Source organism: Natrinema altunense (assembly GCF_000731985.1).
Taxonomy (GTDB): Archaea; Halobacteriota; Halobacteria; order Halobacteriales; family Natrialbaceae; genus Natrinema; species Natrinema altunense.
This window is the reverse complement of the sequence record NZ_JNCS01000008.1, coordinates 45,061-63,615: the sequence shown is the minus strand read 5'-3', so window position 1 is coordinate 63,615 and position 18,555 is coordinate 45,061. Positions and strand designations below refer to the sequence as shown.

18 protein-coding genes and 1 pseudogene are annotated in these 18,555 nt (G+C 65.8%); 15 read left to right on the top strand and 4 right to left on the bottom strand.

The window, feature by feature from the left end; translation table 11 throughout:
- Nucleotides 1-77: 77 nt before the first annotated feature.
- Nucleotides 78-452 (bottom strand): CBS domain-containing protein, encoded by a 375-nt coding sequence (locus ALTAJ2_RS13880; protein WP_049900376.1) that lies wholly within the window; start codon nt 450-452, stop codon nt 78-80.
- Between the two features lie 178 nt (nt 453-630).
- On the opposite strand from ALTAJ2_RS13880, the gene grpE reads away from it, so the two are divergent.
- The 5 genes from grpE (at nt 631) to ALTAJ2_RS13850 (ending at nt 7,332) form a co-directional block, all read left to right on the top strand.
- Nucleotides 631-1,704, top strand: coding sequence for a nucleotide exchange factor GrpE (gene grpE, locus ALTAJ2_RS13875; RefSeq protein ID WP_050031475.1), 1,074 nt, complete (start codon nt 631-633; stop codon nt 1,702-1,704).
- Between the two features lie 171 nt (nt 1,705-1,875).
- Nucleotides 1,876-3,804 (top strand): molecular chaperone DnaK, encoded by a 1,929-nt coding sequence (gene dnaK, locus ALTAJ2_RS13870; protein ID WP_050031474.1) that lies wholly within the window; start codon nt 1,876-1,878, stop codon nt 3,802-3,804.
- Between the two features lie 816 nt (nt 3,805-4,620).
- Entirely contained in the window at nt 4,621-5,793 is a 1,173-nt protein-coding gene (gene dnaJ, locus ALTAJ2_RS13860; protein WP_007109396.1) for a molecular chaperone DnaJ, read from the top strand.
- A gap of 119 nt (nt 5,794-5,912) precedes the next feature.
- Complete coding sequence (locus ALTAJ2_RS13855; RefSeq protein WP_007109395.1) at nt 5,913-6,506, top strand: DJ-1/PfpI family protein; 594 nt, start codon at nt 5,913-5,915, stop codon at nt 6,504-6,506.
- Between the two features lie 82 nt (nt 6,507-6,588).
- Entirely contained in the window at nt 6,589-7,332 is a 744-nt protein-coding gene (locus ALTAJ2_RS13850; RefSeq protein ID WP_007109394.1) for a hypothetical protein, read from the top strand.
- 33 nt (nt 7,333-7,365) lie between these two features.
- Here ALTAJ2_RS13850 and ALTAJ2_RS13845 read toward each other — a convergent pair whose 3' ends face one another.
- Nucleotides 7,366-8,934, bottom strand: a complete 1,569-nt coding sequence (locus ALTAJ2_RS13845; protein WP_007109393.1) for an FAD-dependent oxidoreductase — start codon at nt 8,932-8,934, stop codon at nt 7,366-7,368.
- Nucleotides 8,935-9,448: 514 nt separating this feature from the next.
- On the opposite strand from ALTAJ2_RS13845, the gene ALTAJ2_RS19225 reads away from it, so the two are divergent.
- The 7 genes and pseudogenes from ALTAJ2_RS19225 to ALTAJ2_RS13810 all read left to right on the top strand — a co-directional run bounded on the left by ALTAJ2_RS19225 (nt 9,449) and on the right by ALTAJ2_RS13810 (nt 14,319).
- Complete coding sequence (locus ALTAJ2_RS19225; RefSeq protein ID WP_144240252.1) at nt 9,449-9,901, top strand: prolipoprotein diacylglyceryl transferase; 453 nt, start codon at nt 9,449-9,451, stop codon at nt 9,899-9,901.
- A gap of 155 nt (nt 9,902-10,056) precedes the next feature.
- Nucleotides 10,057-10,614 (top strand): NAD(P)/FAD-dependent oxidoreductase, encoded by a 558-nt coding sequence (locus ALTAJ2_RS13835; protein ID WP_007109391.1) that lies wholly within the window; start codon nt 10,057-10,059, stop codon nt 10,612-10,614.
- Between the two features lie 129 nt (nt 10,615-10,743).
- Complete coding sequence (locus tag ALTAJ2_RS13830; RefSeq protein ID WP_007109390.1) at nt 10,744-11,247, top strand: YciE/YciF ferroxidase family protein; 504 nt, start codon at nt 10,744-10,746, stop codon at nt 11,245-11,247.
- Nucleotides 11,248-11,469: 222 nt separating this feature from the next.
- Nucleotides 11,470-12,204: an HAD family hydrolase gene (locus tag ALTAJ2_RS13825; protein WP_007109389.1), complete on the top strand. Its 735-nt coding sequence runs from the start codon at nt 11,470-11,472 to the stop codon at nt 12,202-12,204.
- A gap of 28 nt (nt 12,205-12,232) precedes the next feature.
- A complete protein-coding gene (locus ALTAJ2_RS13820) occupies nt 12,233-12,577 on the top strand; it encodes a hypothetical protein (RefSeq protein ID WP_007109388.1) in 345 nt (114 codons plus the stop codon).
- Nucleotides 12,578-12,690: 113 nt separating this feature from the next.
- A pseudogene (locus ALTAJ2_RS13815) lies at nt 12,691-13,615 on the top strand (M48 family metallopeptidase).
- A 116-nt stretch (nt 13,616-13,731) separates the two neighbouring features.
- Nucleotides 13,732-14,319: a GNAT family N-acetyltransferase gene (locus ALTAJ2_RS13810; protein WP_007109387.1), complete on the top strand. Its 588-nt coding sequence runs from the start codon at nt 13,732-13,734 to the stop codon at nt 14,317-14,319.
- A gap of 33 nt (nt 14,320-14,352) precedes the next feature.
- On the opposite strand, the gene ALTAJ2_RS13805 is transcribed toward ALTAJ2_RS13810, so the two are convergent.
- Complete coding sequence (locus ALTAJ2_RS13805; RefSeq protein WP_007109386.1) at nt 14,353-14,601, bottom strand: DUF4118 domain-containing protein; 249 nt, start codon at nt 14,599-14,601, stop codon at nt 14,353-14,355.
- Nucleotides 14,602-14,657: 56 nt separating this feature from the next.
- Between ALTAJ2_RS13805 and ALTAJ2_RS13800 the strand changes: the two genes are divergently transcribed.
- The 3 genes from ALTAJ2_RS13800 (at nt 14,658) to mce (ending at nt 17,299) form a co-directional block, all read left to right on the top strand.
- Nucleotides 14,658-15,011: a hypothetical protein gene (locus tag ALTAJ2_RS13800; RefSeq protein WP_049900374.1), complete on the top strand. Its 354-nt coding sequence runs from the start codon at nt 14,658-14,660 to the stop codon at nt 15,009-15,011.
- Between the two features lie 87 nt (nt 15,012-15,098).
- Complete coding sequence (locus tag ALTAJ2_RS13795; RefSeq protein WP_007109384.1) at nt 15,099-16,781, top strand: acyl-CoA mutase large subunit family protein; 1,683 nt, start codon at nt 15,099-15,101, stop codon at nt 16,779-16,781.
- 134 nt (nt 16,782-16,915) lie between these two features.
- On the top strand, nt 16,916-17,299 hold the full coding sequence (mce, locus tag ALTAJ2_RS13790; protein ID WP_007109383.1) for a methylmalonyl-CoA epimerase: 384 nt from the start codon (nt 16,916-16,918) through the stop codon (nt 17,297-17,299).
- A 9-nt stretch (nt 17,300-17,308) separates the two neighbouring features.
- Here mce and ALTAJ2_RS13785 read toward each other — a convergent pair whose 3' ends face one another.
- Nucleotides 17,309-18,259, bottom strand: a complete 951-nt coding sequence (locus ALTAJ2_RS13785; RefSeq protein ID WP_007109382.1) for a hypothetical protein — start codon at nt 18,257-18,259, stop codon at nt 17,309-17,311.
- Between the last annotated feature and the right edge of the window lie 296 nt (nt 18,260-18,555).

The following is an 18,555-nucleotide window of genomic DNA, read 5'->3' as shown; positions in this document are numbered from 1 at the left end:
GCATACAAATACTGTCCGGTGTCGGTAGTCTCGAGAGCAGCGCGCTCGAGGACCGCGAACTACCTCCGGGGTCGACCTTACGAGAGATGGGCGGTGACGTCGGTCGAGGAGACCATCCCGACGTAGTCGTCGTCGACGACCGGGAGGTGTTTGATACCGTAGGTGGTCATCATCGCGGCGACCTCTTCCATGTAGAGGTCCGGGGTGGCGGTCTCGACGTCGGTCGTCATCACGTCGGACACGGTCAACTCCGAAACGTCTCGGCCGGCAGCGACGGCGTCGAGGACGTCCGTACTGCTGATGATCGCCCGCGGCGAGGTTCGAACGACCAACGCGTTGATCTCCGTCTCGCGCATCCGTTTCGTGGCCTCCATGACCGTCGCATCTCCCGAAATCGTCTCCAGCGGCGTTGACATTACGTCCGCGACGGTTTCCCTGTTATCTTGACTCATACTTCTAGAACGGACACAATTGTTATGATGCTTTCCGTCGACGCAGCGGCCCCATCGGTACCGGCCGTCGAACCGGTGAGCACGGTCATCACCCCTGCACGGCAACGCCGTGGTCCCGCTCGGCCACCGTGATCCGGCTACCTCAACCCTTTTATTACCGCTGTTCGTTGACTGGCATATGAGCGAAGACGAGGGCACGGACACGTCAGCCCAGGGTGTCCCGTCCGCGGAGAACACCGACGACGGCGAGACGACCGACGTGGGCCCCGCGGCGTCGACGGATGGGGAATCGGAACCGACTCCCGAGGCGGCCGACGCGGAATCGGCAGCCACGGGCGCGGACGCCGACGCGGAACAGGATACCGAGACGAGCGGCGACGCCGACGACGCGCCCGAAACGAGCGAGGACATCCAGCACGTGCTCGATCGGGTCACGGAGTACGACGACGAACTCGCCCGCAAGGTCGGCTCCATCGTCGAGGAGGCCCGTGATCTCAACGGGACCGTCAAACACCAGCGCGAGGAACTCGAGGACCTCACGGAGCGCATCGAGTCACAGGCCGAAACCATCGGCGACCTTCAGGACGAACTGGATGAGTACGAGCAGGCCGTCGACGAGCGCGACGAGCGACTCGAGGAGTACAGCGAGGAGATCGAGGACCTCGAAAGCCGGCTCAAGCGCAAGCAGGCGGATTTCCAGAACTACAAGAAACGCGCGAAAAAGCGCCAACAACAGATCAAAGATCGCGCCACCGAGGACCTCGTCGAGCGACTCATCGGCGTCCGCGACAACCTCAAGCGCGCTCTCGAGGAAGATAGCGGCGACGCCGAGAGCCTCCGGGACGGCGTCGAGATGACGCTGCGCGAGTTCGATCGGATTCTCGAGGACGAGAACGTCTCCGAGATCGATCCCGACCCCGGGACCGAGACCGACCCACAGCGCCACGAGGTCATGATGCAGGTCGACAGCGACCAGCCCGAGGGAACCGTCGCCGACGTCTACACGCCCGGCTACGAGATGGGCGGCAAGGTCATTCAGAACGCCCAGGTGACCGTCTCGAACGGCGACCTCGCCGACGGCGACAGTGACGAAGCCGCCGAGAACGCCGCCGAGTCGACCGACGGGGACGGCGAGGACGACGACGCGACGGCCGAGGGCGATTCGACGGACGCCGAGGACGACGCAATCGAACTCGGCGGCGAAGTCACCGCCGACGGGACGGACGCTTCCGCCGACGAAGCGGACGAGTAACGCCCGGGTTCGTCGAGTACCGACCGCTCGAGCGAACGCCGGATCGACGCTGATTTTTACTGCGAGCCAACTGTCGCGAGCGAGGCTGTACGCCGGCAGAGTCGTATTTTATTCGGCTTCGTCGTTCAGCTAGTAACCTTTAAAACAAAGTGCGCACAATACCCGTCCACGATGGCGAGCAACAAAATTCTCGGAATCGACCTGGGGACGACGAACAGTGCGTTCGCGGTGATGGAAGGCGGCGATCCGGAGATCATCGTCAACGCCGAAGGCGAACGGACGACGCCCTCCGTCGTCGCCTTTACCGACGACGAGCGACTCGTTGGGAAACCGGCGAAGAACCAGGCGATCCAGAACCCCGAAAAGACGATCGCGTCGATCAAGCGCCACATCGGCGAGGAGGACTACACCGTCGAGATCGAGGGCGAGGAGTATACGCCCGAGGAGATCTCGGCGATGATCCTCCAGAAGATCAAACGCGACGCCGAGGACTATCTCGGCGACGAGGTCGAGAAAGCCGTCATCACGGTCCCGGCGTACTTCTCCGACCGACAGCGCCAGGCGACCAAAGACGCCGGCGAGATCGCCGGCTTCGAGGTCGAGCGCATCATCAACGAGCCGACCGCCGCGTCGATGGCCTACGGCCTCGACGACGATTCCGACCAGACCGTGCTCGTCTACGACCTCGGCGGCGGCACCTTCGACGTCTCGATTCTCGATCTCGGCGGCGGCGTCTACGAGGTCGTCGCGACCAACGGTGACAACGATCTCGGCGGCGACGACTGGGACGAGGCAATCATCGACTACCTCGCCGACCAGTTCGAGGCCGAACACGGGATCGACCTCCACGAGGACCGGCAGGCACTCCAGCGGCTGAAAGACGCCGCCGAGGAGGCCAAGATCGAACTCTCCTCGCGCAAGGAGACCGAGATCAACCTGCCGTTCATCACGGCGACCGACGACGGCCCGATCCACCTGGAGGAGTCGCTGACCCGCGCGAAGTTCGAATCGCTCACCAGCGACCTCATCGACCGCACGGTCGAGCCGACCGAGCAGGCACTCGAGGACGCCGACTACAGCAAGGACGACATCGACGAGGTCCTCCTGGTCGGTGGCTCGACCCGAATGCCGCAGGTCTCCGAGAAGGTCGAGGAACTCATCGGCGAAGAGCCCCAGAAGAACGTCAATCCCGACGAGGCCGTCGCGCTGGGCGCGGCGATTCAGGGCGGCGTCCTGGGCGGCGAGGTCGACGACATCGTCCTGCTCGACGTCACGCCGCTTTCGCTCGGGATCGAGGTCAAAGGAGGGCTCTTCGAACGACTTATCGAGAAGAACACGACGATTCCGACCGAGGAGTCGAAGGTGTTCACCACCGCAGCGGACAACCAGACCACGGTACAGGTCCGTGTCTTCCAGGGCGAGCGCGAACTGGCCGAAGAGAACGAACTGCTCGGCGAGTTCCACCTGACCGGCATCCCGCCGGCCCCCGCCGGTACGCCACAGATCGAGGTGTCCTTCTCGATCGACGAAAACGGCATCGTCAACGTCTCGGCGGAGGACAAAGGCAGCGGCACCACCGAGGAGATCACCATCGAGGGCGGTGCCGGTCTCTCCGACGAGCAGATCGAGAAAATGCAGGAAGAGGCCGAGAAACACGCCGAGGAAGACCAGCAAAAGCGCGAGCGCATCGAAGCGCGTAACGCCGCCGAGGCGACGATCCAGCGCGCGGAAACGCTGCTCGAGGAGAACGACGAGCAGGTCGACGACGACCTCCGTGCCGATATCGAGGCCGCGATCGAGGACTTGGAGGAGACGATCGACGACGACGATGCCGACGCCGACGACATCGAGTCCGCGACCGAGGCCCTGAGCGAGGAACTGCAGGAGATCGGCAAGCAGATCTACCAGCAGGAGGCCGGTGCCGGCGCTGCCGGCGGTGCTGCGGGTGCTGGCGGTGCGGCCGGTGCCGGTGCAGGCCCCGGCGGCATGGGCGGCGGTCCGAACCCCGGTCCCGACGCCGGCGCTGCCGGCGGCGAGGACGAGGAGTTCGTCGACGCCGACTTCGAGGACGTCGACTTCGACGAGGACGACGAGGAGTAACGAGCTACTTCTCACTTGTAGTTTCGAAACCGGCGGACGAGTGCTGACTGTAATCCGGCCGCCGAGTCGCGTTGGCCCGCTGTTGATTTGCGTTCGTCGAGCCAGCCTCTCGAATGGGCGGCCATACCCACGACAACCCTCGGAAAGAAAGAGGGTACTGCTAATCGGCTCTCGTTTTCGACCGCATGATTGATTGCCACACGACGTGTAGAACCACCAACGAATCCACCAGTGAGCCAACTACCGATGTCGGATCAGCAGCCAAACGACGGGTTCGATTCGATTCGAGTCAGAAAGACGATAGTCTATTTTTCCGTTACTTTTTCCGCGTCGTTCATAACTGGAATTTACACAGGCCGATCCGTAGCGGACGCGATCGGGACCTCGTTCGTATTCGCCGCCGTCTTCGCAACAGTCATCTGGTATGTATGGATCGACGGCTAACCCCCGTTTTCGTTTGAGAGTCATTGTATCGGTCACCGTCCTGATCGCGTTCAGCCGCTGCGGTCTTTCGTTCCCGACGTTAGAACAGGGCAGTCCGGTATGGCGACCGGTACGCGTCCGAATCGAGATTGTCAAACATCTCGTATCACGGGCGGCCGTTGATGTGACGGATGACTACGACGAGTCCCTCTTTACAAGTTCGATCTGAGGGATCGTGTCACGGCGAACGAGTCCTCGCCACTGTTGCAACCGGACGGCAGTGAACTGCAGCGGTGGTTGGGGTCGCTCCTGATAGGACACGAGCGCACTGGGTCGCATGCTCCATGGAACGTTCGTTTCAAGTGGCTCAACCGAGTATCGGTTGCACAACGAATGAGCGAGGACTTCTACGACGTTCTCGGCGTGAGCCCCGACGCGTCTGCCGAGGAGATCAAACAGGCGTATCGGTCGAAGGCCACCGAGTATCACCCGGACGTCAGCGACGACCCCGATGCCGAGGAGAAATTCAAGAAGATCCAGAAGGCAAAGCAGGTCCTAACCGACGAGGAGAAGCGCGAGGCCTACGACCGGATGGGCCACGACCGCTACGAACAGGCCGAAAAACACGGCTTCGACGCCAGCGAGGGCGGCGGTGCCGGCGGCATGGGTGGCGGCCCGTTCGGCGGCATGGGCGGTGGCGGTATGGGTGGCGGTGGCGGTCTCGGCGACCTCTTCGAACAGGTCTTCGGCGGTGGCGGTGGCGGCGGACGCGGCCGCCGGCAGCCGCGCAAAGGACGGGACCTGCGGACCGAACTCGAGATCGATCTCGAGGAGGCCTACGAGGGGGCTGAAAAGCAGTTCACCGTCGAACGACCAGAGGAGTGTGGGAGCTGTGCGGGCGAGGGTCATCCGCCGGAGGCCGACGCCGAAACCTGTCCGCAATGTCAGGGTCGCGGGCAGGTGACGCAGGTCCAGCAGACGCCGCTCGGTCGGGTCCAACAGACGACGGCCTGTCCCCGCTGTGAGGGCGAGGGGACGCTGTACTCCGAGACCTGCGGCGAGTGTCGCGGCGAGGGCTACGTCCGCACCGAGGCGACGCTGACCGTCGAAGTCCCGGCGGGCATTCAGGAGGGCCAGACCCTTCGAATGGAAGGCGAGGGCGCGCCCAGCCCAGAGAACGGTCCCCACGGCGACCTGCTGATCGACGTCTCGATCCGCGAACACGACGAGTTCGAACGCGAGGGCGACGACCTCCAGTACCGGCTGCCGATCTCGTTCCCGCAGGCGACCTTCGGCGACACCGTCGAAGTCCCGACGCTCGAGGGTGCTGCCGAGTTCGAGATCCCAGCGGGGACCCAGAGCGGCGAGACCTTCCGCCTCGAAGGAAAGGGCATGCCGCGTCTCCGCGGTCGCGGGCAGGGTGACCTCTACGTGCAGGTCCAAGTCGTCACTCCGGAGAGCTTGAACGAGGACCAGCGCGAGGCGCTCGAGGCCTTCGCGGAAGCCGGCGGCGACGAGATCGAAGTGACCGAAGGCTTCTTCGAGAAGATCAAGCGGGCGTTCTGAGTCGCGTTTCGTCCCCGCCGCCCTGCCGAACCGAACGGGTTTGCTCCGGCGACCTGAGTGTCACGGTACCGTTCACCACACGTTATGGGCGTTGCGATCGAACCACCGCATGGATTACAATGCCAGCACAACAACTCCTGCTCCTCGCCGGCGACTACGTCGAGGACTACGAAGTCATGGTTCCGTATCAGGCCCTCGAGATGGTGGGACACGACGTTCACGCCGTGTGTCCGGAGAAGGAAGCCGGTGAGACCTGCCCGACGGCGATCCACGACTTCGAGGGCGACCAGACATACACCGAAAAGCCCGGGCACCAGTTCGAACTGACCCACGACTTCGACGCCGTCGATCCGGCCGAGTACGACGCGCTGGTCGTTCCGGGCGGCCGCGCACCCGAGTACCTCCGCACCTACGACGCAGTTCTCGAGCACGTTCGGCACTTCTTCGCGGAAGACAAACCCGTCGCGTGCCTGTGTCACGGCGTCCAACTCCTCGCCGCCGCGGACGTCCTGGACGGCCGAACCTGTACCGGCTATCCGGCGCTCGAGACGGACGTCCGAACGGCCGGCGGTGACTGGGCGGAGGGCGTTACGCGCGACGGGAACCTCGTGACCGGACAGGCGTGGCCCGACCATCCCGAGTGGCTCGCTACGTTCCTCGAGTGTCTCGGGACCGATATCGATCACGCCGAGCCGGTGGCCGCGGACGACTGAGCCCGTCGTATGAGGGACGCATAAGCGCAGCCCGTCACGGCGAGTCGGCGTGCTTTTTCGGCCCCGGGACGGAGTGTTCAGTATGAACGCTGGGACGGTCGACGGTCTGCTGACCCGCGAACTCCGCGACGATCGGATCGCGCTCGTCGACGCGACGGGGCGGGAGTACGACTACCACTGGATATGTACGACCTCGTGGAAAGCCGGCAACTTCCTGCGGCACGCGGGCGTTCGCAACGGCGTCACCGTCGGGGTCGTCGGCGACGGCCCCCTCGCACTGCTGGCCTTTTTCGGGACGACGCTACTCGAGGGAACGACCCGATTCGACCCGCCGGCGGATCTCACCGACGAGGACGACTTCCGGACTCTCGTCGCACCCGTCGACCGGTTCACGGACTACGAGTTACCCCGCGGCGCGCAACGAGTCGGCTACGGTGACAAGCCCGACGCGCCGGACATCCATCACTTCGACGCGGGCCTCTGGAGCGAGAACCCCTCGTTCCCGCCGTTGTCGATCGATGCCGAAACGGTCATCCTGACCGACGGCGAGCGGCCGGTTACGCACGAGGGACTGCTCGAGGCCGCACGCGAGGTCGTCACGGAAACCGGTCTCGAAGCCGACGACCGTGTCGTCGTTCGCACGCCCCTGTCCGATCCCCGGACGATCGCGGCGGGCGTGATCGCGCCGCTGTTAGCCAAGGCCGTGATCGTCCTTCCGGGCGACGATACCGCGAGCGAGCGGGCGAGCTACGCCGTCTCGAGCGCATCCGCCGAGTCGGTCCCCGAGCCGAACCGGATCGACCTCGACGCGGTGTCGCTCCCCTGACGGCGGGCGAGTCCCGCCGATCGTCGGACCCGATCAGAGCTCTCGGTACAGCAGCCCCTCGACGGCGGGTCCCGACAGAACCTCGCCCTCGTGGGTGAACCGCGAGCCGTGACAGGGACAGTCCCAGGTCGCTTCGGCGTCGTTCCACCGGACGAGACAGCCCATGTGCGGACAGGTCGCCGAGACGGCGTGAACCGTCTCCTCCTCGTCCCGATAGATCCCGAGCGGCTGATCCGTTCGCCGAACGACGCGAGCCTCTCCGGTATCGGGGATGCCGCCCGACCCGCGCGCCTCGAGCGACGCAAGAAGGGACTTGATCCGGTCGCCGACGAAGCTGCCCCCGACTTTGGCGTTTTCCGCGAGAAAGCGCTTCGCGGACGCGCCGGGCGTGAGCCGTTGGGGATCGAACACGTCGGCCCAGGGGCTCGATCCCGTAACGATCAGATCGGCGAGGAGCATCCCCGCAGCGGTACCGGTCGTCATTCCCCAGCCGTTGAACCCGGTGCCGACGTAGACGTGGTCGGTCAACGGATCGATCCGTCCGATGAAGGGGACCCGATCGACCGGCGAGTAGTCCATCGTCGACCAGCGGTACTCGATCGACGCGACGTCGAAGTGCTCGCGGGCGAACGCCTCACACCGGCGGTACCGTTCGGAGGTCGGCACCCCCTCGAGTCCGGGTTTGTGGCTCTGTCCGCCGACGATCAGGAGCGTCTCGTTCTCGTCGTCCGCGCTCCCCTCGGTCGCCGGGTACCGCCGCATCGTCGCCGGCGGCGACGCAGTGTTGTAGTACATCCCCGCCGGGGGCGTCCCGTGGATGCGAACCGCAAGCAGATACGCGCGGTGGGGGTGCATCCGTGCGAAGTAGCCGGCGCGGTCGAAAAACGGGAACTGCGTCGCGACGACCACGTCGTCGGCGATCACGTCACCGCGTTCCGTTTCGACGCGACACGGCGACCCGGGGTCGATATCGAGCGCGCGCGTCTCCTCGAACACGTAGCTGCCGTCCCCGTGGATCGTCTCGGCGATCGCGAGCAGGTACTGCCGGGGATGGAACGCCGCCTGCTCCTCGAACCGGACCGCACCCGGAACGTCGAACGGCAGCGGCGTCTCCTCGACGTACGACGCCGGGAGTCCGACTCGTTGGGCCGCATCGACCTCGTCGCGGACCCGCTCGAGATCGGCGGCCGAGGCCGCGTAGGTGTAGGCGTCCGTTCGCCGGAAGTCGCAGTCGATGGCCGCGTCGTCGACGCGGCGCTCGACCTCCGCGATCGCCGCCTCGTTGGCGTTTGCGTACTGTCTCGCCTTCTCGCGGCCGAACCGGGAGATGAGGGTCTCGTAGAGCAGTCCGTGCTGGGAGGTCAGTTTCGCCGTCGTGTGCCCGGTGGTGCTCTCGACGATCCGATCCGACTCGAGGACCGCGACGCGCCGACCGGACTCCCGCAGATTGATCGCCGCGCTCAATCCGGTGATCCCCCCGCCGACGATCGCGACGTCGACGTCCAGCCCGCCCTCGAAGGGATCGTAATCCGTCGCTGGGGTCGTGGCAAGCCACAGCGACTCCGACCGCGGGGAGTCATATTCGGGAGTGTCGTCTGACATAGGGATCAGCGACTCGTGCTATCCACACCCGGGGAAAAAGCGGTCAGGGGTGATGGCGCTTGCTCGAGTGACTCGAGGCGGTGGCTCGTCAGGAACGGCGGTTCGACTCTGCTGTGGTAGCATTCAACAATGATGGAGTCGTACGCGAAACCGAAGGGACGACCGACCGACTCAGCACCACAGGAACACGATGACACCCACTCGATCCGACCCCTCTCCGCGAACCGAGGGCGAAAGCAGTGCCGAACAGAACGGACGGCCCCACGCGATGCGACCCGTTCCGATACTGATTCGAGCCGTACGGAACGGTTCGGTCGCCGTTTTCGCTGGCTGTGCGATGCTCGTCCGTGCGGCTCGGTCGTCGACGGGAACCCGGGCTCGAGCGATACGGGTAGCGATCGGCACGACGCTGATCGGGATCGGACTCCGGCAGCGACGGTCGAACGGCGGTGGGTCCACCACCCGTGAGGAACCCGTTCCCGACGACGGCGGTCGGTCCGGAGCGGACAGGAGTATGAAGACGGTCGCCGACGATGCCCACAGTGCACGCGAGCGACACGGTCTCACGAACCGGACCGAGACGAATCCGCGCGGGGTGCCGACCGACCCCGATGGGGACGCGATGACGGGAGCCGGCGAAGACGCGGTTCGGTTCACGGCGGACGGCGAGGAGCCGCGCGTGAAACCCTCCCTCAGTGACGAAGTACCGGGAGACCCGCGGTACGACGACGAGTCCGACGAAGGCGTCGCGGTCGACCTCTCCGAGGCGTCGCTGGCGGATGAAGCGAGCGAGGCCACGGGACCCGACCCCGAACAGGCGGAGCCCGCGCAAGTCGAGGACACCGAGCCCGATCGGAGCCCGCCGGAAGACACGTCCCACATGCAGGCCGATGTGCCGGACGGGAGCGAATCCGGGTCCGCAAGCGACGGGGAAATCGGGGAGTCCACCGACTCGAACTCGACGTAACCGCTGGCGAAACCTGACAGGTGGCCGTCCGAACGGGTGTGCCAGCGCTTGCCAGCCCGTCAGGATCGCGTCTTCGAGCGTGACTGTCCGGCGCTCGAGACGCTCGCGTTCGCCGTCGGAATTTTTTTATCCCGTCGTCCGTGGTCACACCGGCTATGCCAGACGTCGCGATCATCGGCGGCGGCCCCGCCGGACTGAGCGCAGCGCTGTTCACCGCGAAGAACGGCCTCGAGACGACGGTGTTCGACACCGACGAGACGTGGATGCACAAGGCCCATCTGTTCAACTATCCCGGCATTCGGAGCATCAACGGCAGCGAGTATATGGAACTCGCGCGCGGCCAGGTCAGCGACCGCGGAGCCGACGTGCGCGTCGGCGAGGAAGTGCTCGACGTCGAATCGGACGACGGCGGCTTCCGGCTCGAGACCGACGACGGCGAGTACGAGGCCGACTACGTCGTGCTGGCGACCGGTGCCGACCGCTCGATGGCGGCGGACCTCGCGATCGACTTCGCCGAGGACGGGACCGTCGACGTCGATTTGGACACGGAGACGAGCATCGACGACCTGTACGCGACGGGCGCGATGGTCCGAGACGAGGAGTGGCAGGCGGTCATCGCCGCCGGTGACGGCGCGTCGGCGGCGCTGGACATCCTCAGCAAGGAGAAGGGCGAACACTTCCACGACTTCGACGTGCCGGACGACGCGCCGTAATCGGACGGAGAAAGGCGGGGCCTGGTTCGGGTTTCGGCGACGGGCGGCAGTGAAACCAGCCGTCGCGCCGCGCCTGCGTGTTCGGGGCACACGACTAAGCGACTTCTCGGTGGGAGTTTTGGTATGGCAATGAACGATCTCCACGAGCTGTTCGTCCACAAGCTCGCACAACAGTACTACGTCGAACAGGAACTCGTCGAGACGCTAGACGAGATGGCCCGTGACACCACCAACGACCGGATGAGCCAGGGGTTTGCCGACCATCGCGACGAGACGCGGACACAGATTCAGCGCATCGAGGAGGTCTTCGCTGCGCTCGATCGACCCGCGGAAGCGCGGGAGTGTGCCATCCTCGACGGGCTCGAGGAGGATCGACGCGAACTCGAGGCCGAGATCGAGGACGACGAACTGCTCAACATGGTCTACCTGAACGCGGGCATGATGACCGAGCGCGTCGAGATGACGGCCTACGAGGGGCTAACGACGATCGCGGAGCAACTCGAACTCGGCGACGACGTCAAGCGCCCCCTCGAGTCGAACTACGACGAGGAGCAATCCGCCTTCCGCGAACTCGAGACGCTGGCGACGGCGAAGGACATGAAGTCGCTGTGGGATCGGCTGACGCCGTCGTAACCGGTGAGACGGCAATCCCGGGCCGTGAAGCGGCCCCTCGATTCGTGAGCGGCCGCACCGACCGTTCGGTTCTCGGTCGCCCTCGTGTCACCCGTTCTCGAGCGATCACTCTCGGATCGCGCCCGTACCGTTTCTGCGACGCGTTCCAGCGCTCGTCGGCGTTCTCGCTGCCGGTCGAGACGCAATAGCATTATGCTCCTCGAGTGAATATTCTCGCGCAGTATGGCATACGATGCGGTCCTGTTCGACTTCGACGGCGTCGTCGTCGAAACACCGTCGTCAAAGCGCCTCTCCGACGCTCTCGGCCGGACGTACGAGAAACTCGGCCGGTCCGGTCCGGCGGCGGAGACGTTTCAGGAACTCATGGGCGGCGACTTCGAGTCGATCGCCGACCGCTGTCAGGGCCTCGGCATCGAGGCGGATGTGTTCTGTGCCCAGGCCGCCCGCGAGATGGTCCGTGCCCAACTCGAGGAAGTGGAACGCGGGTTGCGATCCGCGTACGACGACATCGCCGCGGTGCGGTCGCTCGAGCACCCCCTCGGCATCGTCAGCGACAATCACCCGACCGTCGTCTCGACGCTGCTCGACCGGTTCGGGCTCCGGTCGCTGTTCGAGACCGTCTACGGCTGCCCCCTGACTCCCGACGGGCTGGCCCGACGCAAGCCCGACCCGACGAACATCGAGGCCGCGATGGACACACTCGAGGCGGACGCCGCGCTGTACGTGGGCGATCGAGCCGTCGACGTCCGGGCGGCCGACAACGCGGGCATCGATTCGGTGTTGCTCTCCCGGCCCGGAACGGAGCCACCCGAAGCGGACGTGGACCCGACCTACCGCCTCCCGTCGCTGTCGGCTTCCGTCGGTCCTCGAGTGAGCGCGCCGACGGCGGTTCGGGCGTCTCCCGTCGACGCGTCGCGACCCGCTATAGTAGCTGTCCAGATACAGGGGAACGCATAGGACGGCTCCGCGGGAGAGAGCCGAACGCATGGCGACCGTCGAAACCGTCCTGTCGTCGATTTTCAGCACCATCCCCGAGCTCCATTCCGGGCAACTCGGACTGCTCTCGGGCGTCCTCGTCGGGGTGCTCTACTGGCACGGCTATCGTCGGCCTGCGCTCGCGCTCCTCACCGCGTTCTATCTGCTGGCGCTCGGTATCGTGCCCGGGACCACGAGGGGACTGATCGTCGTCCAGGCGAACCCGTGGTACTTCTGCTCGTTTCTGCTCGTCGCCTCGCTCGGTGTGATCGTCGCAACCGCCGTCCGGGCGCGGGTGACACGCTCGAGTCGACGTCGAACCCGGCGAGCGGACGACAAGCCATCGGACTGGTAGTCGCGGGGGGCTGGTCCCGACGGTGACTCGCGTTCGATAGCCGTTTCAGTCGCCCGGCCGTAACTGACCCGAGACATCCTCCTCGTCGACGCGGTACCGGAACGCGCCTGCTGATGGCGCTGGTCGGCTGTCTGCTCCTGCTGTGGTCTCTTCCGCTGGCGGCGATCAGTTACTGGGCACTGTCCGTGCTCCGGGCCTCCGCACCCGATCCCGGGACGACGCTTCTCGTTGTCATCGGCGTCGGTCTCGTGGGCGGCTATCTGAGCTACCGGTACGGGACGACCCAGTTGCTCTCGCGGCTCGAGGCGGTCGAACTCCCGCGATCGCACGCGCCACGGTTCTACCACCGGCTCGACGATCTCGAGTCGCGAATGGGCGTCGACTCGCCGACCGTCGCGATCGCGCGGTTGCCGATGCCCAACGCCTTCGCGCTGGGCAGTCGACGCGGCGGCGTCATCGTCCTCGATCGGTCGCTTTTCGGGCTGCTTTCGCTCGACGAACTCGAGGCGCTCGTGGCACACGAATTCGCCCACCTCGAGCGGTACGACGCCTTCGTCCAGACGCTCGCCTACAGCGTCTTCCGGACGATCGCCGGGCTCGCCGTCCTGCTACTGTCGCCGCTGCTGGTGGCGATTATGGGGGTCGCTCGAGCCGTCGCGTGGCTCCGAGGCGATCCGTAGTCGTGGTCGCGGACGGTCGTCGGCCGGCTGCTGGGCCTCATCGAAGGCGGCGTCGTGATCTACTTGCTCCTCGCGACGTTGGCCGTTCGGGCTCACTCGCGGCGGCGGGAGTACGCCGCCGACGAGCGGGCTGCAACCGTTTACCGGACGGCCGGTTGCACTCGCTCGCGCGCTCCGGACGATCCAGCGCACCGCGGACCCGTCTGCGGGATTGCTCGCTCCTCTGTACGTCCACACCGGCGACGACGAGACGTGGCGGCGATTACTCTCGACGCATCCCCCGACGGACGACCGGATCGAGCGGTTGCTCGAACGGGCACGACACGACCGCGATCGTGCTCAGGCTCGAGAGGCCTAACAGTCGGTGTGCGTTCCGACCAACGTGGTAGCATCCCAACCCGGTGACGGCGGGAGCGTCGCCGACGTACTGGCAACCCACAAACGCTTTTTGCTGCACACCTCCTACGTCGGGCCATGTACGTTCGGGACGCGAAAAACAGGGAGGAGGTCTGGCTGCTGGATCACATCGAGTCGATGGGGCTCGACGAGACGGCGTTTCGCTCCCGTGACTACGTCATCGCGATCGACGAGGAGTCCGGCGAGAAGGCCGGCTTCGGTCGCATCCGCATCCACAAGACCGATGCGGACTCGGGAGCCGTCTGCGAACTGACCAGCATCGGGGTCCTCGAGAGCTGGCGCGGGCAGGGTGTCGGAGCCCACATCATCGAACGACTCGTGGAGTACGCCAGCGACGAGGGGTTCGAAACCGTCTACGTCCTGACCGGCGACGGGGCCTACCTCGCCCAGTTCGGCTTCCAGCGGATCGAGGAGTCCGACCTGCCGGCGGTCCTCCGGGACCGCCTCGCGGACAAGCGCGAGGGTATCGATCCCGACGCAGTGCCCCTGGCGATCGACGTCGCGGAGTTCCGAATGCCGGATCGGCTTCGGAAGGCGTTCAAGCACGCCCCCGAGGGACGCGACGACGCCGACGAGGCGGAGTCCCCCGAGGACTTCGGTATCGATCCGGACTCGGCGACGTACAAGTACGATACGGGCCAGTAGATGACGGCGATGGGACCGCCCGCCCGTCCTGCCTCACCGGTTCGGTCCCGATCCGGCGGGGCGCTCGTCGAAGCCGTATCGGAACGCGACCCAGGCGATCCCGGAGAGGAACAGCATCGGCGGGAGGACGGCGAACGCCCACAGCGGGTCCAACCCCCAGCAGAGCACGAGTCCGAGGATTACCACCCCGACTGCGAGCAACGGCGCGACGTAACGGGCCGCTCGACGCCGATCGCCCGTATCGTCGGCCGACAGCGGCGACCCCGATGGCTCGCTGGACATGTTCGGGCCATCGATGCCGTGAGAAATAAGCGATTGTGGCGATTCCGAACACACTCATGACCGCGAACCGATCCGATTCGACGGCCGGCCGCAGCGATTCCGACGACCACGGGTCAGACGACGGCGCTCCCGCCGAGGACGACGCCGTTCCCGTCTGGCTCGTCGAGCGAACGTACGGCGACGACGAACTCAACCTCATCATTCTCGTCTACGCGACCGAGGACGGCCGGCGATACCACCGTCGGGAGCGCGCGCTGACCAGCTTTACCGGCCCCGCTCGAGACACGAAAGCCGGACTCCTCGTCTCGCCCGACGCGCTCGGGAGCGTCGACGATCCGACGACGCGGGAACGCTACGCCGAGGAAGCGTCGCGGATGGCACGGCAACACGACCCGGGCGACAGCGTGTGAGTCGACGGGTTCGTGAGTCGACGACGCGACCGCGAAGCTTGACGTGTTCATCAAAGTTGAAGCCCCGCCCGACCCACGATAATCATAATGTTCGACCCCGACGAACTCGAGGAGATCCGTGCCAACAAGGCGGAGTGGCACGAGGCGGCAGTCGAACCGGTCCTCGATCGGTTCGGCGAGCGCAAGGAAACGTTCACGACCGATACGGGCGGTCAGGAGGTCGATCGACTCTACACGCCCGACGACGTCGGCGATCTCGACTACGAGGCGGATCTGGGGAACCCGGGCGAACCGCCGTACACGCGCGGCGTCTACTCGACGGGCTACCGCGGTCGGCTCTGGACGATGCGCCAGTACGCCGGGTTCTCGACGCCCGAAGACACCAACGAGCGCTACCACTACCTGCTCGACGAGGGGCAGACCGGACTCTCGATGGCGTTCGACCTGCCCACCCAGATGGGGTACGACTCGGACGCCTCCATGGCCGCCGGCGAGGTGGGGAAAGCCGGGGTGGCGATCGACTCGCTTGCCGACATGGAGACCGTCTTCGACGGCATTCCGTTGGACGAGGTCTCGACCTCGATGACGATCAACGCCCCCGCGTCGGTGCTGCTGGCGATGTACATCGCGGTGGGGGACCAGCAGGGCGTCGACCGCTCGGAGCTTCGCGGGACGATTCAGAACGATATCCTGAAGGAGTATATCGCGCGCAACACCTACATCTACCCGCCGGAACCGTCGATGCGGATCATCACGGACATCTTCGACTTCTGTGCCTCCGAGACGCCGAAGTTCAACACCATCTCGATATCGGGCTATCACATCCGCGAGGCCGGTTCGACGGCCGCCCAGGAACTCGCGTTCACGCTCGGCAACGGGATCGAGTACGTCGAGACGGCGATCGAGGCCGGCCTCGACGTCGACGAGTTCGCGCCCCAACTCTCCTTTTTCTTCAACGGCCACAACAACATCTTCGAGGAGGTCGCGAAGTTCCGCGCGGCCCGCCGGATGTGGCACGACATCATCGAGGAGCGCTTCGACCCGGACGACCCCAAGTCCAAACAGCTCAAGTTCCACACCCAGACCGCGGGCTCGATGCTGACCGCCCAGCAGATCGAGAACAACGTCGTTCGCGTCGCCTACCAGGCGCTGGCGGCAGTGCTGGGTGGCACGCAGAGTCTCCACACCAACGGCAAGGACGAGGCGCTCGCCCTGCCGACGGAGGAATCCGTCCGGACGGCGCTGCGCACCCAGCAGATCCTCGCCCACGAATCCGGCGCGGCCGACACCATCGACCCGCTGGCGGGCAGCTACTACGTCGAATCGCTGACCGACGACGTCGAGGAAGAGGCCTACGAGATCATGGACGAGGTCGACGACCGCGGCGGCATGCTCGAGGCCGTCGAGCAACAGTGGGTCCAGCGCCAGATCCAGGATACGGCGTTCGACCGCCAGCGGGAGATCGAGGAGAAAGAGCGGATCATCGTCGGCGTCAACGAGTTCGAAGTCGACGAGGACCCCGAGATGGATGTCGAGGAGGTCACCGAGGCGGACCAACAGCGCAAGATCGACAGTCTCGAGGAGACCCGCGAGGAGCGCGACGACGAAGCGGTCGACGCGGCGCTGGAGGCGCTGCGCGACGCGGCACGGAGCGACCGGAACCTGATGCCGTACATCATCGACGCGGTCAAAGCCTACGCGACGGTCGGCGAGATCTGTAACGTCATGCGCGACGAGTTCGGTGAGTATCAGCCGGGCGGCGCGATGTAGGCGCTCGGGTTACCGGTCAGCCCAGAACCGGGAAGTGTGGCGCTGGCGAGTCGGGGCCCACTCCCGTCTCGAAGACGACCGATGGCCACGAAAAATCACAACAATAACACGGTCGTCCCGAGGACGACAACCTGATGCACTTCGATCACGCCGGGATCGCAACCGACGACGCGACGGCTCTCGCAGCACTGTACGGCGACCTCTTCGGCCTCGAGATCGCCCACGAGGAGGAGTTCGACGGCATGCGCGTCGTCTTCCTCGACTGCGGCGACGGCTACTTCGAACTGCTCGAGCCCCTCGAGGAGGGGACGATCGCGCGCTATCTCGAGGACAACGGGGCGGGCATCCATCACCTCGCGCTCGCGACCGACGACATCGAGGGAGCCCTCGAGACGGTCCGCGACCACGACGTAGCGCTGATCGACGAGGAGCCGCGGCCGGGTGCGTGGGGGCACTCGGTGGCGTTCCTCCATCCGGCGGATACGGGCGGCATCCTGATCGAACTCGTGGAACACTGACGGCGGTGTCTACTCGCCGGCCGGCGACTCGGCCGTCGTGATCCGTCGCGTCTCGTCGCGGCGTCTGTGGCGGACCGCGACGGTGTCGGGATACCGCCCCTCGAGATCGGTCCGCGCATCGTAGCCGACGATCCCGAGACAGTCGATGCAGTTGGCGGCCGCCTGGGTGCCGACGGCGACGGTGACCGCGAGAAGATCGCGGTCCGCGTCGTAGGTCGGCTCGGCGAGCGAGAGGTCGTGACAGGGCGTCGGCGTGCCGAGAGCGCCCGCGATGACGACGCTTTCGTCGGTGAATTCGACGGTGGCTCGCTCGCGGTCCGTTCGGCCCGCACACTGCCCCTCGCCGACCGCGAGCGATGCGTCGACGACGTCGGGGTCCGGACAGGGGATCGTCGTCGAACTCGACGCCGTTTCGACGTCGGTCCCGCGGAGCGTGATGGTCGTTCGGGAGCGGAGACAGTCGAACGGCCGCCGGCTGACGCCGTCGGTGACGGTCGACTCGCTCGTGCCATCGTCGCCGGTCGTGACGGTAATCGCGTACGACCGCGGCTCGACGAGGGTAATCACGAGTTCCTCCCTCGCCGAGAGATCGAAACCGCGCTCGAGCAGTGCATCGTCGCCGCTGTCGACCGTGCTATCGGCTCGGTTGTCCCCGCTCCCTTGGTCGGTCGTGATCGTAACGGAGACCGTCCGGTCCGACTCGCCTTCGTTGCGGAGTGTGAGTTCGTGCGGTGGATGCGCGCCGAGAAACGGGGCGTCGTCGGGATCACCGACCGTGATCGCGTCGTCCGATTTCGATTCGGCGGCGTCCCGGTCGGTCTCGTCGCTCGCGTCGGTTCCGGCGTCGTCATCGTCGGTTCCGGGGCGGGTCGTTCGGAGTCGGTCGAACGTCGAACCCGTACAGCCGGCCAGTATACAGACCGCGCCAGTGGTGCCGGCGAGGAGATTTCGTCGTCGCATACGCGATCCCACCACGATGCGGAATAAACACCTTTGTCAGGGACGCGAACCTATCGGACGGGGAATTGTCAGTGATTGCAGGACGTGACTGTCACGACGCTGTTGAATCCAGATCGAGAGGACCCGCGAGAGCGATCGGAGCAATGGCGGCACGATGCCCCCGCACTCGGGGACGCTGTCGAAGACCACTGCGGTGGGACGGAGCTCGCTGTCCCCCAGTTGGACCGGCCCTGGGATTCCGGTGGCGGGCCGTCGGACCAGTGCCCCGGTCCGCCGTGGGCTCCGATCGGGACGGC

What these genes read in the sequence shown, in the direction of transcription:
- ALTAJ2_RS13850 (WP_007109394.1), top strand. Translation starts at nt 6,589, where the DNA reads ATGAACGCTGGGACGGTCGACGGTCTGCTGACCCGCGAACTCCGCGAC.
- ALTAJ2_RS13785 (WP_007109382.1), bottom strand. Translation starts at nt 18,259, where the DNA reads ATGCGACGACGAAATCTCCTCGCCGGCACCACTGGCGCGGTCTGTATA.
- ALTAJ2_RS13800 (WP_049900374.1), top strand. Translation starts at nt 14,658, where the DNA reads ATGACCGCGAACCGATCCGATTCGACGGCCGGCCGCAGCGATTCCGAC.
- ALTAJ2_RS13855 (WP_007109395.1), top strand. Translation starts at nt 5,913, where the DNA reads ATGCCAGCACAACAACTCCTGCTCCTCGCCGGCGACTACGTCGAGGAC.
- ALTAJ2_RS13825 (WP_007109389.1), top strand. Translation starts at nt 11,470, where the DNA reads ATGGCATACGATGCGGTCCTGTTCGACTTCGACGGCGTCGTCGTCGAA.
- ALTAJ2_RS19225 (WP_144240252.1), top strand. Translation starts at nt 9,449, where the DNA reads ATGAAGACGGTCGCCGACGATGCCCACAGTGCACGCGAGCGACACGGT.
- ALTAJ2_RS13810 (WP_007109387.1), top strand. Translation starts at nt 13,732, where the DNA reads ATGTACGTTCGGGACGCGAAAAACAGGGAGGAGGTCTGGCTGCTGGAT.
- mce (WP_007109383.1), top strand. Translation starts at nt 16,916, where the DNA reads ATGCACTTCGATCACGCCGGGATCGCAACCGACGACGCGACGGCTCTC.
- ALTAJ2_RS13845 (WP_007109393.1), bottom strand. Translation starts at nt 8,934, where the DNA reads ATGTCAGACGACACTCCCGAATATGACTCCCCGCGGTCGGAGTCGCTG.
- dnaJ (WP_007109396.1), top strand. Translation starts at nt 4,621, where the DNA reads ATGAGCGAGGACTTCTACGACGTTCTCGGCGTGAGCCCCGACGCGTCT.
- dnaK (WP_050031474.1), top strand. Translation starts at nt 1,876, where the DNA reads ATGGCGAGCAACAAAATTCTCGGAATCGACCTGGGGACGACGAACAGT.
- ALTAJ2_RS13835 (WP_007109391.1), top strand. Translation starts at nt 10,057, where the DNA reads ATGCCAGACGTCGCGATCATCGGCGGCGGCCCCGCCGGACTGAGCGCA.
- grpE (WP_050031475.1), top strand. Translation starts at nt 631, where the DNA reads ATGAGCGAAGACGAGGGCACGGACACGTCAGCCCAGGGTGTCCCGTCC.
- ALTAJ2_RS13795 (WP_007109384.1), top strand. Translation starts at nt 15,099, where the DNA reads ATGTTCGACCCCGACGAACTCGAGGAGATCCGTGCCAACAAGGCGGAG.
- ALTAJ2_RS13820 (WP_007109388.1), top strand. Translation starts at nt 12,233, where the DNA reads ATGGCGACCGTCGAAACCGTCCTGTCGTCGATTTTCAGCACCATCCCC.
- ALTAJ2_RS13880 (WP_049900376.1), bottom strand. Translation starts at nt 452, where the DNA reads ATGAGTCAAGATAACAGGGAAACCGTCGCGGACGTAATGTCAACGCCG.
- ALTAJ2_RS13830 (WP_007109390.1), top strand. Translation starts at nt 10,744, where the DNA reads ATGAACGATCTCCACGAGCTGTTCGTCCACAAGCTCGCACAACAGTAC.
- ALTAJ2_RS13805 (WP_007109386.1), bottom strand. Translation starts at nt 14,601, where the DNA reads ATGTCCAGCGAGCCATCGGGGTCGCCGCTGTCGGCCGACGATACGGGC.